The sequence below is a fragment of the Achromobacter marplatensis genome (genome assembly GCF_049060505.1).
Lineage (GTDB): Bacteria > Pseudomonadota > Gammaproteobacteria > Burkholderiales > Burkholderiaceae_B > Achromobacter > Achromobacter marplatensis_A.
In genome coordinates, this window is the sequence record NZ_JBMGRB010000011.1 from 177,819 (window position 1) to 196,039 (window position 18,221).

Consider the following 18,221-nt stretch of genomic DNA (forward strand, 5'->3'; position numbering starts at 1 on the left):
CGCCAGCGCCCGGCCCGATCGGAGTCCCCCATGATCAACAAGTTCATCGACACCCCCGAGGCCGCGGTCTCGGACATCCACGACGGCGCCACGGTGCTGATCAGCGGCTTCGGCGGCGCGGGCATGCCCACCGAACTGATCCATGCCCTGATCGACCAAGGCGCGCGCGAGCTCACGGTCGTCAGCAATAACGCCGGCAACCATGAAACCGGCCTGGCCGCGCTGATCAAGGCCGGCCGCGTGCGCAAAGTCATCTGCTCGTTTCCCAAGGCGTCGCATTCCTGGGTCTTCGACGACCTGTACCGCCGCGGCGGCATCGAACTGGAATGCGTGCCGCAAGGCACCATCGCCGAACGGCTGCGCGCGGCGGGTGCCGGCCTGGGCGGCTTTTTCACCCCCACCGCCTACGGCACCGAGCTGGCCCAGGGCAAAGAAACCCGCATCATCGACGGCCGCGGCCATGTGTTCGAGACGCCGCTGCATGGCGACTTCGCGCTGGTCAAGGCCGACCGGGGCGACCGCTGGGGCAACCTGACCTATCACAAAAGCGCGCGCAATTTCGGGCCCATCATGTGCATGGCGGCCAAGACCACGATCGTGCAGGTGCGCGCCAAGGCCGAACTGGGCAACCTGCCGCCCGAAGCCATCGTGACGCCAGGCATCTTCGTCGCGCGTGTCACCGAGGTGGCCAACGCCGCCTTTTCCAGCTGAAGGAATCCACATGCATCGTCCCCTGACCCGCGAGGCCATGGCGCGCCGCCTGGCCCTGGACATCCCCGACGGCAGCTACGTCAACCTGGGCATCGGCATGCCGGTGCTGGTGGCCGCCCATCTTCCGCCCGGCCGCGAGATCGTGCTGCACAGTGAAAACGGCATCCTGGGCATGGGCCCGCCGCCCGCCGAAGACGCCATCAATCTGGACCTGATCAACGCGGGCAAGCAGCCCGTGACGCTGCTCACCGGCGGCTCGTATTTCCACCACGCGGATTCGTTCGCGATGATGCGCGGCGGACACCTGGACATCTGCGTGATGGGCGGCATGCAGGTCGCCGCCAACGGCGACCTGGCCAACTGGTCGTTGGCCAAGCCCGGTGAAGCGCCGGCCGTGGGCGGCGCGATGGACCTGGCGGTCGGCGCGCGCAGCGTGTTCATCATGATGGAGCACAACAGCAAGAACGGAGACCCGAAAATCGTCGAACGCTGCACGTATCCGCTGACGGGCGCCGGCGTGGTCGACCGCATCTACACGGACCTTGCCGTCATTGACGTCACGCCGGACGGCCTGGTGGTTCGGGATATGATCGACGGCATGACTCTGAACGAACTGCAAACGCGCACGGGCGCGCCGCTGCGCGCTGGCTGATGCCGCCCAATCTTCCCCCGCCCGGCTACGCCGCCCCGCTTGCGGCGGAAGACCATCCCGACCAACTGCGCGGCGATCCGGACTACATGCTGACGCTTGCGCGCGGGCTGCATGTGATCCGTGCATTCGGCACGCGCCGTCATCCGCAGACCGCGGCAGAACTCAGCCGCCGCGCCGCGCTCCCGCGCGCCGTCGTGCAACGCTGCCTGCACACGCTGATTCTGTTGGGCATTGCCGAACAGCATGGCCGTCTGTATGTGCTCACGCCGCGCATCCTGGGCCTGGGCTACGCCTACTTTTCGTCCACGCCGTTTGTCTCGCTGGCGCAACCGGTGCTGGAAGAACTAAGCGCCACCGTCAACGAAACCTGCGCGCTGGCCATCATGGAAGGCCACGAAATGCTGTATCTGGCGCGGTCCGAAGTGAATCGCCTGCTGGCTACGTCGATGGGGCTGGGCAGCCGCTTGCCCGCGTATTGCACGTCGATCGGCCGCGTGCTGCTGGCGCAATTGCCCGAGCCCGCGTTGGCGCGCTATTTCGCCACGGTGGACTTGCAGCCCTACACGGAATTCACGCTGACCACCGAAGCGAAGCTGCGCGCCGAACTGGTCCGCATCCGCGAACAAGGCTACGCGGTGGTGGACCAGGAACTGGAATTGAACGTGCGCGCGATTTCGGTGCCCGTGCGCTCGGCCAGCGGCAAGGCTTGCGGCGCCGTGAACGTCAGCGTCAAGGCCGCGCGGGTGCCGCTGAACCGGCTGACGGAAGAATTCCTGCCGCCCTTGCGGCAGGCGGTCGAAAGAATCGGGGAATTCCTGGTCGCCTGAACGCCGCGCGCGATCGATCGTATTCCTGAGATTGGAGACGAGGCTCGATCGATCGTTATTTCTAGGCGGTCGGAGACGATGTTCGATCGACCGTTATTTCTGGCCGGTTAGAGACGATGTTCGATCAATCGTTATCCCTGGGGTTAGAGACGATGTTCGATCGATCGTAGGATGGGTGGAGCGCGAAGAATTCTAGACAGGGACGCGAATGTCCAGCGCGCGCAACCCATCAGGCCGCCGCCGAGTGCCGGCTACCCCCGCTGCGGACTCACCGTTGCTTGATGGGTTCCACGCGCTGGACAGCAGCATGCTTGCTTGCGCATTTTCGCGCTCCACCCATCCTACGGCGTTCCTTGCCGCCAGGCTTGCGCGTTTAGAGGTCCGTCGTGTCCAGCGTGAACGCCGCGGCCGCGCGGCCGATGCGGTCATTGACCGCGTGCCATTCATCCGTGGCGGGCGGCGCCTGCACGATGATGCGCGCGTAACCCTGTTTGTCCAGATCGCGCAGCAAGCCATACAGGGCCTGCGCATACCGCGCCGGATCCGCGGGTACGGGATGCCACTGCAAGCGCGCGTCCAGCGCCTTGGGCGCATCGCCATAGGCCACCACCACGACCTTGCCTTGCGGCAAGTTGCGGCCCAGCGCCACGTCCTGCAAGCGCGCATCCGTCGCCAGTTCCAACGGCGTTCGCGGCGCGTAGTGCGCTTTCAACGTGCCCGAGGCGCGCGGCGCCGCGGCGTCTGGCGCGAACACCTGCACGCCCAGCACCGCTTCGATCTGCGCGGCGCTGATATGGCCGGGACGCAGCAGCACGGGGCCGGCGCCGCGGTCCAGCCGGGACAGGTCCAGGATGGTGGATTCAATGCCGACTTCCGATGCGCCGCCTTCCAGCACGGGCATGCCGGCGGCGACTTCTTCGGGAAATTCATGGCGCACATGCTCGGCACGCGTGGGCGATACCTGGCCGAACTTGTTGGCCGACGGCGCAGCCACGCCGCCCTGCCCGTTCGGCTTGCCTGCGGCAAAGGCCGTCAACAGCGCTTGTGCCACCGGATGCGAAGGGCAGCGGATGCCGATGCTGTCTTGTCCGCCGCTGACCGTATCCACGATGTGGGGCGCGCGCTTCAGGATCAAGGTCAGCGGCCCGGGCCAGAATGCGCCGATCAGCAAACGCGCCTCGGGCGGCACCTGCGCCGCCCAGTACGACACGTCGCCTTGCGGCGCGATGTGCACGATGACAGGATGGTTCGATGGCCGGCCCTTGGCTGCATAGATCTTCGCTACCGCTTGCGGGCTTTCCGCATCCGCGCCCAGGCCGTAGACGGTCTCGGTGGGGAAAGCGGCCAGCTCGCCATCCAGCAGGCGTTGCGCGGCGTGGGCGATCTCCGCGGCGCTGGCGGAATCATGCGGGGGCAAGGAAGGCATCGGATCGTCGCGGCTTACTCGGGGGCTTCCATGCCCAGCGCGGCGGCCACGCGGGCGGCGTCGGCACGAGCCTGTTCCAGGGTGGGCGCCACGATGGTGATGTGGCCCATCTTGCGGCCACGGCGGGCTTCCCGCTTACCGTACAGATGCAGCTTGGCGGTGGGCACCGACAACGCGGCGGCCCAATCGGGTTCGCGCTGCGTTGTCGCCATCGAAGACGCATACCAGATGTCGCCCAGGATATTCAGCATGACGGCGGGCGCCAGCAACGCGGCGCTGCCCAGCGGCAAGCCGGCCATGGCGCGCGCCTGCTGTTCGAATTGGCTCGTGACGCAAGCGTTCATCGTGTAATGGCCGCTGTTGTGCGGGCGCGGGGCGATCTCGTTGACGATCAGGCTGCCGTCCTGCAAGACGAAGAACTCCACGCACAGCACGCCGTGGTAGCCCAGGCCCTGCGCGATCGACTGCGCCGCCTCGGTGGCGCGGGCCTGCCGTTCGGCGTGGGCCGCGTCCAGCTGCACCGGCGCCGCGGTGGATACCGCCAGGATGCCATCGCGGTGCACGTTGCGCGCCACCGGGAACACCACGGCGGCGCCGTCGAAACCGCGTGCGATCACGACGGAGATTTCGTAGTCCAGCGGCATCAGCGCTTCCAGCACGCAAGCCACGCCGCCGAATTCGGCGAAGGCGGCCAGCGCTTCTTCGCGCGTGTTGATGCGGGCCTGGCCCTTGCCGTCATAGCCCAGGCGGGCAACCTTCAGGATGCCGGGGAACAAGGCATCCGGCGCCGCGCGCAAGTCGGCTTCGGCGCGAATCGCGGCGTGCGGGGCAACCGGAATGCCCTGCGAGGCGATGAACGTCTTTTCAGTGATTCGGTCCTGCACGATGGCCACGGCATCGGCCGCCGGGCTCACGCGGCAGCGCGTGGCCAACGTGCGCAGGCTCTCGGCGGGGACGTTTTCGAATTCGGTGGTGACGGCCTGACAGGTCTGGGCCAGCCGGGCCAGGCCGGCTTCGTCATCGTAGGCGGCCTGGATATGCAGGTCGGCCACCATGCCGGCGGGGCATTCGTCGGCCGGATCCAGCACCGCGACCTTGTAGCCCAGGCTTTGCGCGGCGTGGCAGAACATGCGGCCCAGTTGGCCGCCGCCCAAGAGGCCCAGCCAGCCGCCGGGGGCAATCAGGAAAGGAGTCGATTGAGTCATACGGATCAGGCCTCGGGCGGAACCTTCATGTCGCGGGCGGCTTGCGTCTGCCGCGCGCGGAACGCCACCAGCTTCTTGTGCAGGCCGGCATCGGTGCCCGCCAGCGTGGCAATTACATGCAGCGCCGCATTGGCCGCGCCCGCCTCGCCGATAGCGAAAGTGGCCACCGGCACGCCCTTGGGCATCTGCACGATGGACAGCAGCGAGTCTTCGCCACGCAGGTACTTGGACGGGACCGGCACGCCAAACACCGGCACTTCGGTCAGCGCCGCCATCATGCCCGGCAAGTGGGCCGCGCCGCCAGCGCCGGCGATGATGCCGCGCAAGCCGCGGCCATGCGCGGCCGCGCCGTATTCGGCCATGTCCTGCGGCATGCGGTGCGCGGAAATCACGCGCGCCTCGTAGGCCACGCCGAAGTCCTCCAGCATGGTGACCGCGTGCTTCATGACCTCCCAATCACTGGAAGAACCCATAATCACGCCCACCACGGGGGTGGCCTCTGCCGCTGCGGAAGTCTTGGCTGTCATAACCGGTGTCAAAGAGGTAAGACCGCGGAAACCTGCCCGCGGAATGTCAAAGGGCCGCGGATTCGGTCCGCGAAACCCGGTATTTTACCCGGCGCGCGCAACAGCCTATGGCGCGGCCCTGGACGGCAGCCACAGATAGCTGTCGGGATTGTCCGGGCAAGGCCCGAAACCGCATTCCAGGGTGGTGCTGCCGACGTTGGCCAACGCCATGATGAAAAACAGGGCCATGACCACGATGCCCAGCGCCGAGACCGGTTTCTTCAGCATGCTGTCGCCCCATTTGCGGTCGGCGGACTGCATCACGACGCAGAAGACGATGATGGCGATAAACGCGATGAACGCCCAGGTGTAGAAGTGCAGCCCCATGAACGGCGTGCCGTAGCCGGGATCTTCCGGCGCGATATGCAGCAGTACTTGTCGGCCGGAGGCCACCATGCCGCCCAGCGACGCCGCGATGCTCATGCCGTAGTGCATGGGCGACGGCCCCACCCGCATGTTCAGCAAAAAACCCACCCCGGCCAGCATGAACGCCACGCGCTGTAGCAGGCACAGCGGGCACGGCAGCTCGTCATAAATGAATTGCCAGGCGAACGCCATGCCCAGCACGCCGGTAACGCCCAGCAGCGCCAGGCCATTCAGCACGCGCGAACCACGCGCGGGGTTGCGGGAGAAGATCATCGCGCCGCCCTTACCAAGACAGCGCCAGCGGACTGGTCATGTGGTAGTGGCACCAGGCCGCGAAGATCGCCAGCGTGAGCAGCCAGAACGTCACGCACGGCCGGCGCTTTCCCAGCACCCCGAACCACACCGCGACCGATCCGGTCAGAAAGGGCAACATCATGATCATGCGGAAGACTCCTGTCGACGGACGTCCTGCTAAGACAGCCGACGAGTATAACGTAACAATACGAAATAATTGTTATCGATACCTTGAGCCAGGCGTAAAAAAAACCCGCTCGATGAGCGGGTTTCCTTCAGCGCGGGGAAGATCAGGCGATCAGCCGGTCCAGCGCTTCGCGGTACTTGGCGGCCGTTTTTTCCAACACGTCCTGCGGCAGGCGCGGGGCGGGCGGCGTCTTGTCCCAGGTTTGCGTTTCCAGCCAATCGCGCACGAATTGCTTGTCGAACGACGGCGGGCTGATGCCGACACGGTAGCCGTCGGCCGGCCAGAAGCGCGACGAATCCGGCGTCAGCACTTCGTCCATCAGGTGCAGCGTGCCGTTGTCGTCCAAGCCAAATTCGAACTTGGTGTCGGCGATGATGATGCCCTTGGTCGCGGCGAACTTGGCGGCTTCGGCATACAGCTTGAGCGTGACGTCGCGGATGCGCTCCGCCAATTCCTGGCCCACTTCCTTGACCACGTGCGCAAAGTCCACGTTTTCGTCGTGCATGCCGAATTCGGCCTTGGCGGCGGGCGTGAAGATGGGTTCGGGCAATTGGCTGGCCTGCTGCAAGCCGGCGGGCAGCTTGATGCCGCAAATGGCGCCGGTGGACTGGTAGTCTTTCCAGCCGGATCCGATCAGATAGCCGCGGGCAACCGCTTCCACGAGAATCGGCTTCAGGCGCTTGACCACGACGGCGCGTCCGCGCACCTGGTCCACCTCGTCCGGGGCCACCACGTCTTCGGGCTTCACGCCCGTGGAGTGGTTTGGCAGGATGTGGGCCAGCTTCTGCAACCAGAATTCGGTCAGCTCGGTCAGCACCTGCCCCTTGCCGGGAATGGGATCGTCAAGAATCACGTCGAACGCGGAGATACGATCCGACGCGACGATCAGCAACTTGTCGTCGCCCACCGCGTACATATCGCGCACCTTACCGCGGCCCAGCAGCGGCAAGGACTTGATGCTGGATTGATGCAAAGCAGAAGTCACGGGAATGGCCTATGGCAAAAATGAAGATTCCCGCCTCGAGCAAGCGCCAGGGCGGGAAGTAGAACGAAATCGGAAACTGCGCGGGCACGTCGCATGACGCGCGAGCCCGGGAAAGCGCATAGATTACTGCAAATATGTCCGTCTTGCCGGGCGGCGGGGGCCGGGTTAGGCTCTGATTCCCAACACACTATTCGCACCGGCCGCCCCTGGGCGTCACGGCGCAGACCTTACGTCCGGAGACAAAGTCGTATGCAGGATGCTTCCCTCAAACGCCCGCCCGCCGCCGACGCGCAGGTACACCTGACTGGCGGCTGCCAATGCGGCGCCGTCCGTTACGCCGTCACCGACGAGCCCATCACCGCGGCCACCTGTCATTGCCGGGACTGCCAGTATTCCAGCGGGGGCGCCCCGGCCCATGCGCTGATCTTCCCCGCCGGTTCCATCACGATGCTGCGCGGCCAGGCCAAGGAACACCGCTACAAGGGCGATTCGGGCCACACCGTCATGCGCAGCTTCTGCGCCGCCTGTGGCACGCCGTTGTTTGGCGGCTCCGAAGGCATGGGCTATGAAGTGGTGCGGGCAGGGTCGCTGGACGATCCGGAGGCCTTCCACGCCAAGGCCAGCCTGTGGACCAGCTCGGCCCCGTCGTGGCACCACGTGGACCGCAACATCCCGCACTTTCCCCAAAACGGCCCCGCCGCCTAGGCATTCAGCGTCCGGGGAAAACGCAGGAAAACGCAGGAAAAAAGAAAGGGGCGAGTCTATTCGGACTCGCCCCTTTTGCTGCCGGACCGCCGCCCGAAGGCGGCGGCGCGGAAGATTTACTGCACCACTTGCGACAGCTTGCCCGACGCGTATTGCGCGGCGATGTCGCTCAAGGGCAGCGCGCGGATCTTGCTGGCGTTGCCGGCCGTGCCGAATTCCGTGTAGCGGGCCACACAGATCGCCTTGGCGGCGGCGCGCGCGGGCTTCAGGTACTCGCGCGGGTCGAACTTTTCGGGATTCTCGGCAAAGAAGCGGCGGATCGCGCCGGTCATGGCCAGACGGATATCGGTGTCGATATTGATCTTGCGCACGCCGTACTTGATGGCTTCCTGGATTTCCTCGACCGGCACGCCGTAGGTTTCCTTCATGTTGCCGCCGAATTCACGGATTTCGGCCAGCAATTCCTGCGGCACGCTGGAGCTGCCGTGCATCACCAGGTGGGTGTTCGGCAGGCGGGCGTGGATTTCCTTGATGCGGGCGATCGACAGGATGTCGCCGGTGGGCTTGCGCGTGAACTTGTAGGCGCCGTGGCTGGTGCCGATGGCGATGGCCAGCGCGTCCAGTTGCGTGCGGCGCACGAAGTCGGCGGCTTGTTCCGGGTCGGTCAGCAACTGATCCATGGTCAGCTTGCCGTCGGCGCCGTGGCCGTCTTCCTTGTCGCCTTCCATGGTTTCCAGCGAACCCAGGCAGCCGAGTTCGCCCTCAACCGTCACGCCCAGCTTGTGGGCGATGTCCACGACCTTCTTGGTGACGTCGACGTTGTAGTCGTAGTCAGCGATGGTCTTGCCGTCTTCTTTCAGCGAGCCGTCCATCATCACGCTGGAGAAGCCCAGGTCGATGGCGCCTTGGCAGACCTTCGGCGACTGGCCGTGGTCTTGGTGCATCACGACGGGGATGTGCGGATAGGATTCCACCGCGGCCTGGATCAGATGCTTCAGGAAACCTTCGCCCGCGTATTTGCGCGCGCCGGCCGAGGCTTGCATGATCACCGGGCTGTCGGTCTCCGCAGCGGCTTCCATGATGGCCTGGACCTGTTCCAGGTTATTGACGTTGAACGCCGGAATGCCGTAGCCGTGCTCGGCGGCATGGTCGAGCAACTGGCGCATGGAGACTAGGGCCATGAGTGGTCCTCCTAAGACTGTCTATTGAAAGATGGTTGAAGTCCTGCTGAATGATGTGATTTTACGGGGGAATCGCGGAAAGGTCTTGCAACCGGCCGTATCCGTTCCATTCAGGCGAGGACAAACGGGCGAGGCGCCCGTTCCATCGCGTCGACGCCTGCGCCATTCCGGCGCAAGCGCCCTAAGCCAGACGGCCCAAGATAGCGATCAAGGCCTGCCGGCGTGCGGCACGTCTACCCGCGTGGTCAGGATCCGGGCTTCGGGCTTGGCGCGGCGGTTGGCTTCGATGAAGTCGGGCGCTGCCGCCATGAACAGCGTGCGGCCATCCGGCCCGCCCAGCGCCGCGGCGAAGATGCCGAATTCGCCGGTGTCGATCTGCTCCAGGATCTTGCCGCCGCGTTCGACCCGCACAATCCGCTTGCCGATAGCGTCCGCCACCCAGAGCGCCCCATCCGCATCCAGCGCGCCGCCGTCCGGGCCAATGGCCGAGGCGGCGATCAGCACCGACAGGTCGTCGCTATCGGGCAGCGCGCCAAAGTCCGCCCAGTCGCGCCGCGCGCCCAGCGCGCCATTGGCTTGAATGTCGAATTCCGAGATGCGGTTGCCAAAGGTTTCGTTGACGATCAGCGTCTTGCCGTCCGGGGTAATGAAGGAGCCATTGGGAAAACACAGCCCGTCGGCCACCACCTGGGCCACGCCGTCCGTGTCCACGCGCACCAGGGTGGTCGTGGACACGGGCTCGCCTGCCATCAGGTCGAACCCGAAATTACCCACGTAGGCCCGGCCCTGCGCGTCCACCACCATGTCGTTGATCGGGCCGCCCGTCAGCGCGGACAGGTCGGCATGCACCGCCAACGTGCCGTCCGGCTCGCGGCGCAGCACCTTGCGGTCTTTCATGGACGAGATCAGCAACCGGCCATCGGGTAGCCAGCCCAGGCCAGACGGCTGCTGGGGCACGCGACATATCTGCTCTACCTTGCCCTGGAGGTCCACCGCGATCACCTGCTCGGTGTAGAAGTCCGATGCCCACAGACGGTCCTCGTGCCACCGTAGCCCCTCCAGGTAGGTGTACCCGGAAGCCAGCACGGACAATTCGCGTTTCGGCATTGCCTTGTCTCCTGTCTATCGCCCCGATCGGGGCCGGTTCTTTTTGATGGCTGGCATGGTCTTTCCGGCCCGCCGCGCCGGCTCATTCTGGCATGGTTGATCCGTCCCCGACCTGACAACTAGCTGTCAGCTTCGCGGCGTTAACATCGCGCCCCAAAGGGAAAACCCGAATTCTTCGGCCCACCCTGGCATATCCGTCATCGGACCGCCGTGCCCGCCCTATGCCGGCTGGCCCAGCCCTTTTCTTCGGGGCTCCGCGGCAGTTCCCTCGTTTCCGTTTTGATCATGAATACAAAGAAGCTGACGCGTTACATCGGCATTGCGATGGTATTGGGCGTCGCGGTGGGCTACCTCTGCAATAAGACGGCGCAGGATGCGAAAGAAGCGGCGCAGATCGCGTCGTACTTCAGCCTGGTCACGGACATCTTCCTGCGCATGATCAAGATGATCATCGCCCCGCTGGTGTTCGCCACCCTGGTGTCGGGGCTGGCCAGCATGAGCGACGCCAACGCGGTAGGCCGCATTGGCCTGCGCGCCATGATCTGGTTCATCGCGGCGTCCGCGATCTCGCTGCTGCTGGGCCTGATGCTGGTCAATATTTTCCAGCCGGGTGCGCATATGAACCTGGCGATCCCGGACAGCGGCATCACGTCGGGCCTGAAGACGGGCGACTTCACGCTCAAGACCTTCATCGCGCACGTGTTTCCCAAGAGCATCGCGGAAGCCATGGCGAACAACGAGATTCTGCAGATCCTGGTGTTCTCCCTGTTCTTCGGCGCCGCGCTGTCGTTCATCCGCGGCAAGGGCCACAACACGATCTACAACATGATCGACGAGCTGGCCAAGATCATGTTCCGCGTGACTGACTACGTGATGCGCTTCGCGCCGCTGGGCGTGTTCGCCGCCATGGCCGCCGCCATCACCACCGAGGGCCTGGGCGTGCTGGTCAGCTACGGCAAACTGATCGGCGAGTTCTACTTGGGCCTGGCGCTGTTGTGGGCCATCCTGTTCGGCGTCGGCTATCTGTTCCTGGGCAAATCCACGCGCCGCCTGGGCGGTCTGATCAAAGAGCCCACGCTGCTGGCCTTCTCCACCGCCAGCAGTGAATCGGCCTATCCCAAGACCATCGAGGCGCTGGAACGTTTCGGCGTGTCCAAGCGCATTTCGGGCTTTGTGCTGCCGCTGGGCTATTCGTTCAATCTGGACGGGTCGATGATGTACCAGTCCTTCGCGGTGCTGTTCATCGCTCAGGCCTACAACATCGAAATGAGCTTCGCCCAGCAACTGACGCTGCTGCTGGTGCTGATGGTGACCAGCAAGGGCATGGCGGGCGTGGCCCGCGCGTCGCTCGTCGTCGTGGCCGCCACGCTGCCGATGTTCCACCTGCCCGAGGCCGGCCTGCTGCTGATCATGGGCATCGACCAGTTCTTCGACATGGGCCGCACCGCGACCAACGTGGTGGGCAACAGCCTGGCCACCGCGGTGATCGCCAAGCTGGAAGACGACCGGGGCGACGAACCCGAGGCCGCGCCGGCAGCCGAGGACAGCGCCGGCAAGGCCGTTCCCGCCAACCAAGAAGCCTAAAAAAAGGTAGGCCCCCACGCCGCGCACACTAACGTGTGCCCGCCGCCCCCCAAGGGGGCTTTTTTTCTTAACACCTGTCAGCTTGACCTGTCGGTGCGGGCGGGAGCAAGATAAGGCTCCCTGCCTGACACTTGGCGCGGCGCCCCAGCGCCACGCGCACCCTGCATGCCATGACGCCCCTACCCCTGCGCGGCATACTGGCGGCCATCGTCTTGACGGCCGCCGCGCCCGCCGCACACGCCTGGACCCGCATTTCGTGCGACTTGTCCGGCATCGCCTCTACCCCCGCCGTGCAGATGCGCCAGTACCGTACCGATGGCACGGAGTTGGCGCAGACCACATTCCGGCTGAAGGTCAAATCGGCCAACATCCCGGATGGGGCGCGCGCAGATACGGATTGCACGGAATTCGTTGACCGCGACATCGACGTCACGCTTGAGAACACGCCCCCGGGTCAGATCCGCAAGGGCCAGCCGATCACATTGCGCTACCGCTACGACGAATCCCTGGGCCAGAGCCTGGCGACGACATTCGAACGGGTCCGCTAGCCCCCCGCGCATCCGCCAGAGGGGCATTCAGGCTTAGTCGTTGACCGAGCAGGACACCGGCGTCCCGTCTTCGAATTCAACGTCGTAGGTGTGGACGGGATCCCAGGGCAGCGTGAACCACAGTTCGTAGCCGTCGCCGTCTTCGTCGAATAGCCACAGCGCGCGCAGCACGGCCTTTTCGGCCATGGCTTCCGGCGTTTCTTCTTTCAGCAGCTGGTCGTCTTCGATGCCCAGTTTCTTGCAATGTTCATACGAATAGTTGTCCAGCAGGAACTCGGACGCTGCCAGGATGTGGTCATCCAGGTTGTCGATGATGGCCTTGACCACCTTGGACGCGCCGCCGTCGGGCTCTTCGCCGTCCGTCTGGATCATGACGTGGATGGGCGGACGGCCGTTACCGGCGGGCACGTTCTCGGCCGCCCACAGATCGGGTTCTTCGGGGTCTTGGGTGAAATTGAATCGTGCCATCGCGCGCTCCGGAAAATTGGATGACGAACCGTGGAAAACGGCTTCGCCTTGGCCAGCCGCAAGAACGCGGCTCCGCCTTAGGCCGTTACGCCCTTTCGCCATTTAACCAGATGCGGGGCGACCCGTCTGTGGCCGGGTGCGATGTTTTTGCGCCTATACGCGTTCCAGCGCTGAATGCGGCAACGGGGGCAATTCCATCCGGATGAGGTCGCCCGCGCCGACGGCCCCGCCCTCAAGCACGACCCCCATCACGCCGGCCCGGCGCAGCAGGCTGCCGTCCGGGTTGCGCCCCAACACGGCGGCGGTCAGGCCTTTCTGGTAATTATCCAGTTGCAAGCAGGGGTTGCGCAGACCGGTAATCTCGACGACCGCGTCGGCGCCGATGTGCAGGCGGGTCCCGCGCGGCAGGGCCAGCAGGTCGATGCCGCGGGTGGTGATGTTTTCGCCCATCGTGCCCTCGGCCACATTGAAACCCGCCAATTGAAGCTCATCGTGCAGCTCACCCTGGATCAGGTGGACCTGCCGCAGGTTGGGCTGCGTGGGATCAGCCTTGACCCGCGACCGGTGCTTGACGGTGACCCCCAGATGGGCGTCGCCTTCGACGCCCAACCCCTTCAACAGCACGATCCGGGGAACGACCGGCTTGCTGAACGCGTGCACGGCGCTCAGCGCCACCGCAGTCACCATCGGATTCATCGGGAAGCTCCGCAAGGGCCGTCAGGCCGCCACGCGCTGCGCGTCGCGCATCGCCGCCGCCGGCGCGCGCGCCGGCAGGTAGTGGGTTGAGAATACCAGCCGGCCGGCCGACCAGGTATGACTGATCAAGGGCATGCCGCCTACCAGCGCCACCGCCACCAGATCGGCGCGCTGCCCCACGGCGATACGGCCCCGATCGGACAAGCCGCAGGCGTCCGCGGGGTTGGCCGTGACCAGCGCGATGGCCTGCGGCCATGTCAGGTCGGTCTGCGCGGCCACCGCAAACGCCGCGGCGATCAGCGTGGACGGCTGGTAGTCGGAACACAGGCAGCTGGCCACGCCCGCCCGGATGGCGTCGATGGCGCGCATCGATCCGCTCTGGCTCTGGCCGCGCAGCACATTGGGCGCGCCCAGGATCGTCGGCAGCCCGCAAGACACCGCCGCCCGCGCCGTATCCAGCGTGATCGGGAATTCGCTCATCGCCACGCCCAGGTTGCGCATGGTGGCGATGCGCTGGATGGAATCGTCATCGTGGCTGGCCGTGGGGATGCCCAGCGATTGCGCGTGGGACAACAACGTCTCGACCCGGGTCACCGCGCCATCCTTGGCGTGCGTCTTGGCGTGGGCGGCGGCTTCCGCCTGTTCGCGGCTCATCGCGTGGTTGCCCATCATGTACTGCAGATAGGATTCCAGCGTCTTGAACTGCCCTTGGCCGGGCGAATGGTCCATCACCGACAGCAGGTCCACCGCGCCCTCGTCCATCAACGCGCGCAGCACGTCCACCGAGGTGTCGTCGGTGACTTCGTAGCGGCAGTGCACGCGGTTGTCCACCAGGCTGTGCTGGCGGAAGGCGCGCACGGTGCGCACCACTTCCGCCGCCGTCTTATTGTTGCGCACGCCCCATTCATTGTTCGCGAACGACAAGGCGTGATAGGGCGTGGTGATGCCCGCCGCGGCGTTGCGGCGGTCGACCTGCGCCACCGCGAAATCCAACGGGAACAGCACCCGCGAGCGCGGCTCGGCTTCCTTTTCAATGGCGTCGCAATGCAGGTCGATCAGGCCAGGCATCAAGGTCTGGCCTTGCAGGTCGATGTGGCGGTCGGCCCGCGCGCCATCGGGTTCGATGGCCACGATGCGGCCATCGTCGATCAGCACGGCGCTGTTTTCCAGGACACGGTCGGGCATCACGACACGGGCATGGGTCAAATAGATGCTCTGCATGATTACTCCAGATCCGCCGTGATGGGTTGAGCGGGGCGCAAGGCCAGGATTTTCGTGGCGACGGCGTCGCGCACTTCCTCGTCGTGGAAGATGCCCAGCAGGCAGCGGCCGGCAGCCAGGGCTTCGTGGATCAGTTCGATGACGACGCGGCGATTATCGGCATCCAGCGACGCGGTGGGCTCGTCCAGCAGCAGGATGGGGTGGCGCGCGATGAAACCACGCGCGATGTTCACCCGCTGCTGTTCGCCGCCCGAAAACGTGGCCGGCGCCAGGCCCCACAACCGCGGCGGCACGTTCAAGCGCTGTAGCAACGCGCCCGCCTGGCTGCGGGCGTCTTCCGTCTCGACGCCCGCCACGCGCAGCGGTTCCGCCACGACATCCAGCGCCGAGACACGCGGGATCACCCGCAGGAATTGGCTGACGTAGCCGATCACGTCGCGGCGCAGCGCCAGGATGCGCTGCTCGGGCGCCCCGGCCAATTCCACCCATTCGCCATGGGCCCGCACGCGGATGCTGCCCTCGGTGGCCAGGTAGTTGCCGTACAGGCAGCGCAGCAACGTGCTTTTTCCGGTGCCCGAGGGGCCGGCCAACACCAGGCAGTCGCCGGTGGCCGCGTCGAAATCCACGGCGTCCAGCACCGGCAGGCGAATGCCGCCCTGGTTGTGCAGGGTGAACCTTTTTCCAAGGCCCCGCACCATGATCATGGGAGTGGTTTCACGCATGTTCAGCTCTGCAGAATGGAAGACACCAGCAACTGGGTGTACGGGTGTTGGGGATCGTCAAGAATCTGGTCGGTCAGCCCGCTTTCGACGACGACGCCGCCGCGCATCACCAGCGTGCGGTGCGCCAGCAGGCGCGCCACCGCCAGGTCATGCGTGACGACGATGGCCGCCAGCCCCAGGTCCGCCACCAGCTGGCGCAATAGATCCAGCAGCCGCGCCTGCACCGACACGTCCAGCGACGCGGTGGGCTCGTCCATGAACACCAGGCGCGGATGCGTCACCAGGTTGCGCGCGATCTGCAGGCGCTGCTGCATGCCGCCGGAAAAAGACACTGGCGTGTCGTCCAGCCGGCCCGCGTCGATCTCCATCTTCTGCAGCCAGTTGCCCGCGACATCGCGCAGGTCGCCGTAGTGGCGGTCGCCCACCGCCATCAGCCGTTCAGCGATATTGGCGCCCGCGCTCACTTGCATGCGCAGGCCGTCGCGCGCGTTTTGCCGCACGAACCCCCAATCGGTGCGCGACAACAGCCGCAGCCGCGCGCCTTGCAGCGCCGCCAGATCGATGAAGCCCTGGTCGCGCGTGTCGTACCAGACGCTGCCGGCATCCGGCGGGGTCTGGTACGACACGGCCGACAACAGCGTGCTCTTGCCCGAGCCGGACTCGCCCACCACGCACAGCACTTCGCCGGGATACAGGTCGAAGCTGACGTCGCGGCAGCCATGTACGCCGTCCCAGGTGCGCGTCATGTTGCGCACGGAAAGCAAAGGTTGGGGTGTCATGCGGCGGCCTCGTTGTCGCGTTGCTGTGTCTGGCGCTGGTTGCAGTATTCGGTGTCCGAGCAGACGAAGCGGCGCGTGCCCGCATCGTCAAGGATGATCTCGTCCAGAAAGCTGTCGCGTGAACCGCACAGGTCGCAGCACTCGCTCCACTTTTCTACCGTGAACGGGTGGTCTTCAAAGTCCAGGCTCTTTACCCGGGTGTAGGGCGGCACCGCGTACACGCGCTTTTCACGACCCGCGCCAAACAGCATCAGCGCGGGGCTGCCGTCCAGCTTGGGGTTGTCGAATTTGGGAATCGGCGACGGCCGCATCATGTAGCGGTCGTTCACGATGACCGGATAGTCGTAGGTGGTGGCGATGTGGCCGTGCTGCGCGATGTCTTCGTACAGCTTGACGTGCATGCCGCCGTATTCGGCCAGCGCGTGCATCGTGCGCGTCTCGGTTTCGCTGGGCTCCAGCCAGCGCAGCGGTTCCGGGATTGGCACCTGGAACACCATCACCTGCCCTTCGGCCAATGGCGTTTCGGGGATGCGGTGGCGCGTCTGCACGATAGTGGCGGCCGGCGTGGATTCCGTCGTCGCCACGCCCGTGACCCGGCCGAAAAAGCGGCGGATATTGATAGCGTTGGTCGTGTCGTCCGACCCCTGGTCGATGACCTTCAACACATCGTCTTTGCCGATGATCGACGCCGTGACCTGGATGCCGCCCGTGCCCCAACCATAGGGCAGCGGCATTTCGCGGCTGCCGAACGGCACCTGGTAGCCGGGTATAGCCACGGCCTTGAGCAAGGCGCGGCGCAGCATGCGTTTGGTGGATTCGTCCAGGTAAGCGAAGTTGTAGTGGTCGTCGCGTTCGACCGTTGCGTGTTGCGCGCTCATTGGGATATCGCCTCATCCATCAGATCATGGGTAGCCGGCTGGGGCGCGGCGCGGTCGGCGCGCATGCGGCGCAACAGCTCCAGGTTGGCCTGAAAGTCCACGTAATGCGGCAGCTTCAAGTGCTGCACGAAGCCCGATGCCTCGACGTTGTCGCTGTGGTACAGCACAAACTCGTGGTCGTTGGCCGGGGAATCGGCGCGTTCGCCCAAGTCCTTCGCTTTCAGCGCGCGGTCCACCAGCGCCATCGACATGGCCTTGCGTTCGCCGTAGCCGAACGTGAGCCCGTAGCCCCGCGTGAACTTCGGCCCTTCTTCCGCATTGCCAGCGAACTGGCTGACCATCTGGCATTCGGTGATCTCGATTTCGCCGACCGTCACGGCAAAGCCCAGTTCTTCGATGTGCATCTCTACTTCCAGCGTGCCGTAGCGGATCTCGGCGGCGAACGGATGGGTGTTGCCGTAACCGCGTTGCGTGGAATAGCCCATGGACAGCAGGAAGCCTTCGTCGGCGCGTGCCAGGTTTTGCAACCGGGCAGCGCGCGACGCCGGGAAATCCAGCGGCTGGCGCGTCAGGTCGAAGGGCTCGGGATCGCCTTCCGGCACCGCCTCGGCATCGATCAGATCGTCGTGCGCCAGCAGGTCCGTCACGCGAGGCATGGCGCTGTCCAGCGCCTGGTCACCCGGCGGCAGCGTGTCGGCTTCGCGCTGCGCCTCCAGCGAAAAGTCCAGCAGGCGCTGCGTGTAGTCGTAGGTAGGGCCCAGGATCTGGCCGCCCGGCACGTCCTTGAACGTGGACGATATGCGGCGCTGCAAGCGCATGGCGCCCGTGTCGATCGGCTGCGTATAGCCGTAGCGCGAGAGCGTGGTGCGATAGGCCCGCAACAAGAACACCGCCTCGATCACATCGCCCGCGGCCTGCTTGAGCGCCAGCGAGGCCAGTTGCGGATCGTAGAGCGACCCTTCGGCCATCACGCGCGACACGGCCAGCGGCATCTGTTCGCGGATCTGGTCCAGGCTCAGCTCGGGCACCTCGCGGTCGCCCCGCCGGTAGCCATCCAGCATGCGGTAGGAATTCAGGATGGCGCGTTCGCCCCCTTTCACGGCGACATACATG

21 protein-coding genes are annotated in these 18,221 nt (G+C 65.5%); 6 read left to right on the forward strand and 15 right to left on the reverse strand.

From position 1 onward, the window contains the following. Positions 1-30: 30 nt before the first annotated feature. Genes ACI0FO_RS25120 through ACI0FO_RS25130 form a run of 3 tightly spaced genes read left to right on the forward strand, consistent with a single transcriptional unit; the run spans position 31 to position 2,190 of the window. Positions 31-711, forward strand: a complete 681-nt coding sequence (locus tag ACI0FO_RS25120; RefSeq protein WP_416031217.1) for a 3-oxoacid CoA-transferase subunit A — start codon at positions 31-33, stop codon at positions 709-711. 10 nt (positions 712-721) lie between these two features. After that, positions 722-1,363 carry a 3-oxoacid CoA-transferase subunit B gene (locus tag ACI0FO_RS25125; protein ID WP_416031219.1) on the forward strand — a complete coding sequence of 214 codons (642 nt, stop codon included), beginning with the start codon at positions 722-724 and terminating at the stop codon, positions 1,361-1,363. Beyond that, a complete protein-coding gene (locus tag ACI0FO_RS25130; protein WP_416031221.1) occupies positions 1,363-2,190 on the forward strand; it encodes an IclR family transcriptional regulator domain-containing protein in 828 nt (275 codons plus the stop codon). Before ACI0FO_RS25125 ends, ACI0FO_RS25130 begins: the two co-directional genes overlap by 1 nt. Before the next feature lie 373 nt (positions 2,191-2,563). Here ACI0FO_RS25130 and ACI0FO_RS25135 read toward each other — a convergent pair whose 3' ends face one another. From ACI0FO_RS25135 to ACI0FO_RS25160, 6 genes are all read right to left on the reverse strand, one after another. Next, a complete protein-coding gene (locus tag ACI0FO_RS25135) occupies positions 2,564-3,616 on the reverse strand; it encodes an L-threonylcarbamoyladenylate synthase (RefSeq protein WP_416031223.1) in 1,053 nt (350 codons plus the stop codon). 14 nt (positions 3,617-3,630) lie between these two features. Further along, positions 3,631-4,821, reverse strand: a complete 1,191-nt coding sequence (locus ACI0FO_RS25140; RefSeq protein ID WP_416031225.1) for a 5-(carboxyamino)imidazole ribonucleotide synthase — start codon at positions 4,819-4,821, stop codon at positions 3,631-3,633. Positions 4,822-4,826: 5 nt separating this feature from the next. Beyond that, positions 4,827-5,348 carry a 5-(carboxyamino)imidazole ribonucleotide mutase gene (gene purE, locus ACI0FO_RS25145; RefSeq protein WP_199196903.1) on the reverse strand — a complete coding sequence of 174 codons (522 nt, stop codon included), beginning with the start codon at positions 5,346-5,348 and terminating at the stop codon, positions 4,827-4,829. A gap of 105 nt (positions 5,349-5,453) precedes the next feature. Further along, positions 5,454-6,026 (reverse strand): disulfide bond formation protein B, encoded by a 573-nt coding sequence (locus ACI0FO_RS25150; protein ID WP_416031227.1) that lies wholly within the window; start codon positions 6,024-6,026, stop codon positions 5,454-5,456. A 10-nt stretch (positions 6,027-6,036) separates the two neighbouring features. Further along, positions 6,037-6,195, reverse strand: a complete 159-nt coding sequence (locus ACI0FO_RS25155) for a DUF5993 family protein (protein WP_169272715.1) — start codon at positions 6,193-6,195, stop codon at positions 6,037-6,039. A 142-nt stretch (positions 6,196-6,337) separates the two neighbouring features. After that, on the reverse strand, positions 6,338-7,219 hold the full coding sequence (locus tag ACI0FO_RS25160; RefSeq protein ID WP_006222795.1) for a phosphoribosylaminoimidazolesuccinocarboxamide synthase: 882 nt from the start codon (positions 7,217-7,219) through the stop codon (positions 6,338-6,340). A 249-nt stretch (positions 7,220-7,468) separates the two neighbouring features. Between ACI0FO_RS25160 and ACI0FO_RS25165 the strand changes: the two genes are divergently transcribed. Further along, entirely contained in the window at positions 7,469-7,924 is a 456-nt protein-coding gene (locus tag ACI0FO_RS25165) for a GFA family protein (RefSeq protein WP_416031229.1), read from the forward strand. A 116-nt stretch (positions 7,925-8,040) separates the two neighbouring features. Here the strand turns inward: ACI0FO_RS25165 and fba are convergent, their stop codons facing one another. Then, positions 8,041-9,105 (reverse strand): class II fructose-bisphosphate aldolase, encoded by a 1,065-nt coding sequence (gene fba / locus ACI0FO_RS25170; protein ID WP_105559099.1) that lies wholly within the window; start codon positions 9,103-9,105, stop codon positions 8,041-8,043. Positions 9,106-9,312: 207 nt separating this feature from the next. Then, complete coding sequence (locus tag ACI0FO_RS25175) at positions 9,313-10,212, reverse strand: SMP-30/gluconolactonase/LRE family protein (protein ID WP_416031232.1); 900 nt, start codon at positions 10,210-10,212, stop codon at positions 9,313-9,315. A gap of 285 nt (positions 10,213-10,497) precedes the next feature. Between ACI0FO_RS25175 and ACI0FO_RS25180 the strand changes: the two genes are divergently transcribed. Continuing rightward, positions 10,498-11,796 carry a dicarboxylate/amino acid:cation symporter gene (locus ACI0FO_RS25180; RefSeq protein ID WP_416031234.1) on the forward strand — a complete coding sequence of 433 codons (1,299 nt, stop codon included), beginning with the start codon at positions 10,498-10,500 and terminating at the stop codon, positions 11,794-11,796. A 170-nt stretch (positions 11,797-11,966) separates the two neighbouring features. After that, positions 11,967-12,344 carry a hypothetical protein gene (locus ACI0FO_RS25185; protein ID WP_416031236.1) on the forward strand — a complete coding sequence of 126 codons (378 nt, stop codon included), beginning with the start codon at positions 11,967-11,969 and terminating at the stop codon, positions 12,342-12,344. Between the two features lie 33 nt (positions 12,345-12,377). Here the strand turns inward: ACI0FO_RS25185 and ACI0FO_RS25190 are convergent, their stop codons facing one another. The 7 genes from ACI0FO_RS25190 to ACI0FO_RS25220 form a co-directional block, all read right to left on the reverse strand. Beyond that, on the reverse strand, positions 12,378-12,812 hold the full coding sequence (locus tag ACI0FO_RS25190) for a hypothetical protein (protein ID WP_105559102.1): 435 nt from the start codon (positions 12,810-12,812) through the stop codon (positions 12,378-12,380). A 153-nt stretch (positions 12,813-12,965) separates the two neighbouring features. Beyond that, complete coding sequence (locus tag ACI0FO_RS25195; protein WP_416031238.1) at positions 12,966-13,508, reverse strand: MOSC domain-containing protein; 543 nt, start codon at positions 13,506-13,508, stop codon at positions 12,966-12,968. A gap of 21 nt (positions 13,509-13,529) precedes the next feature. Next, positions 13,530-14,729 carry an alpha-D-ribose 1-methylphosphonate 5-triphosphate diphosphatase gene (locus tag ACI0FO_RS25200; RefSeq protein ID WP_416031240.1) on the reverse strand — a complete coding sequence of 400 codons (1,200 nt, stop codon included), beginning with the start codon at positions 14,727-14,729 and terminating at the stop codon, positions 13,530-13,532. 2 nt (positions 14,730-14,731) lie between these two features. Continuing rightward, on the reverse strand, positions 14,732-15,451 hold the full coding sequence (gene phnL, locus ACI0FO_RS25205; RefSeq protein WP_416031242.1) for a phosphonate C-P lyase system protein PhnL: 720 nt from the start codon (positions 15,449-15,451) through the stop codon (positions 14,732-14,734). Between the two features lie 2 nt (positions 15,452-15,453). Further along, positions 15,454-16,230 (reverse strand): phosphonate C-P lyase system protein PhnK, encoded by a 777-nt coding sequence (phnK, locus tag ACI0FO_RS25210; protein WP_416031243.1) that lies wholly within the window; start codon positions 16,228-16,230, stop codon positions 15,454-15,456. Continuing rightward, complete coding sequence (locus ACI0FO_RS25215) at positions 16,227-17,108, reverse strand: alpha-D-ribose 1-methylphosphonate 5-phosphate C-P-lyase PhnJ (protein WP_416031245.1); 882 nt, start codon at positions 17,106-17,108, stop codon at positions 16,227-16,229. The genes phnK and ACI0FO_RS25215 overlap by 4 nt, the downstream gene beginning before the upstream one ends. Beyond that, complete coding sequence (locus ACI0FO_RS25220) at positions 17,105-18,220, reverse strand: carbon-phosphorus lyase complex subunit PhnI (RefSeq protein WP_416031247.1); 1,116 nt, start codon at positions 18,218-18,220, stop codon at positions 17,105-17,107. Before ACI0FO_RS25220 ends, ACI0FO_RS25215 begins: the two co-directional genes overlap by 4 nt. Position 18,221: the final 1 nt, after the last annotated feature.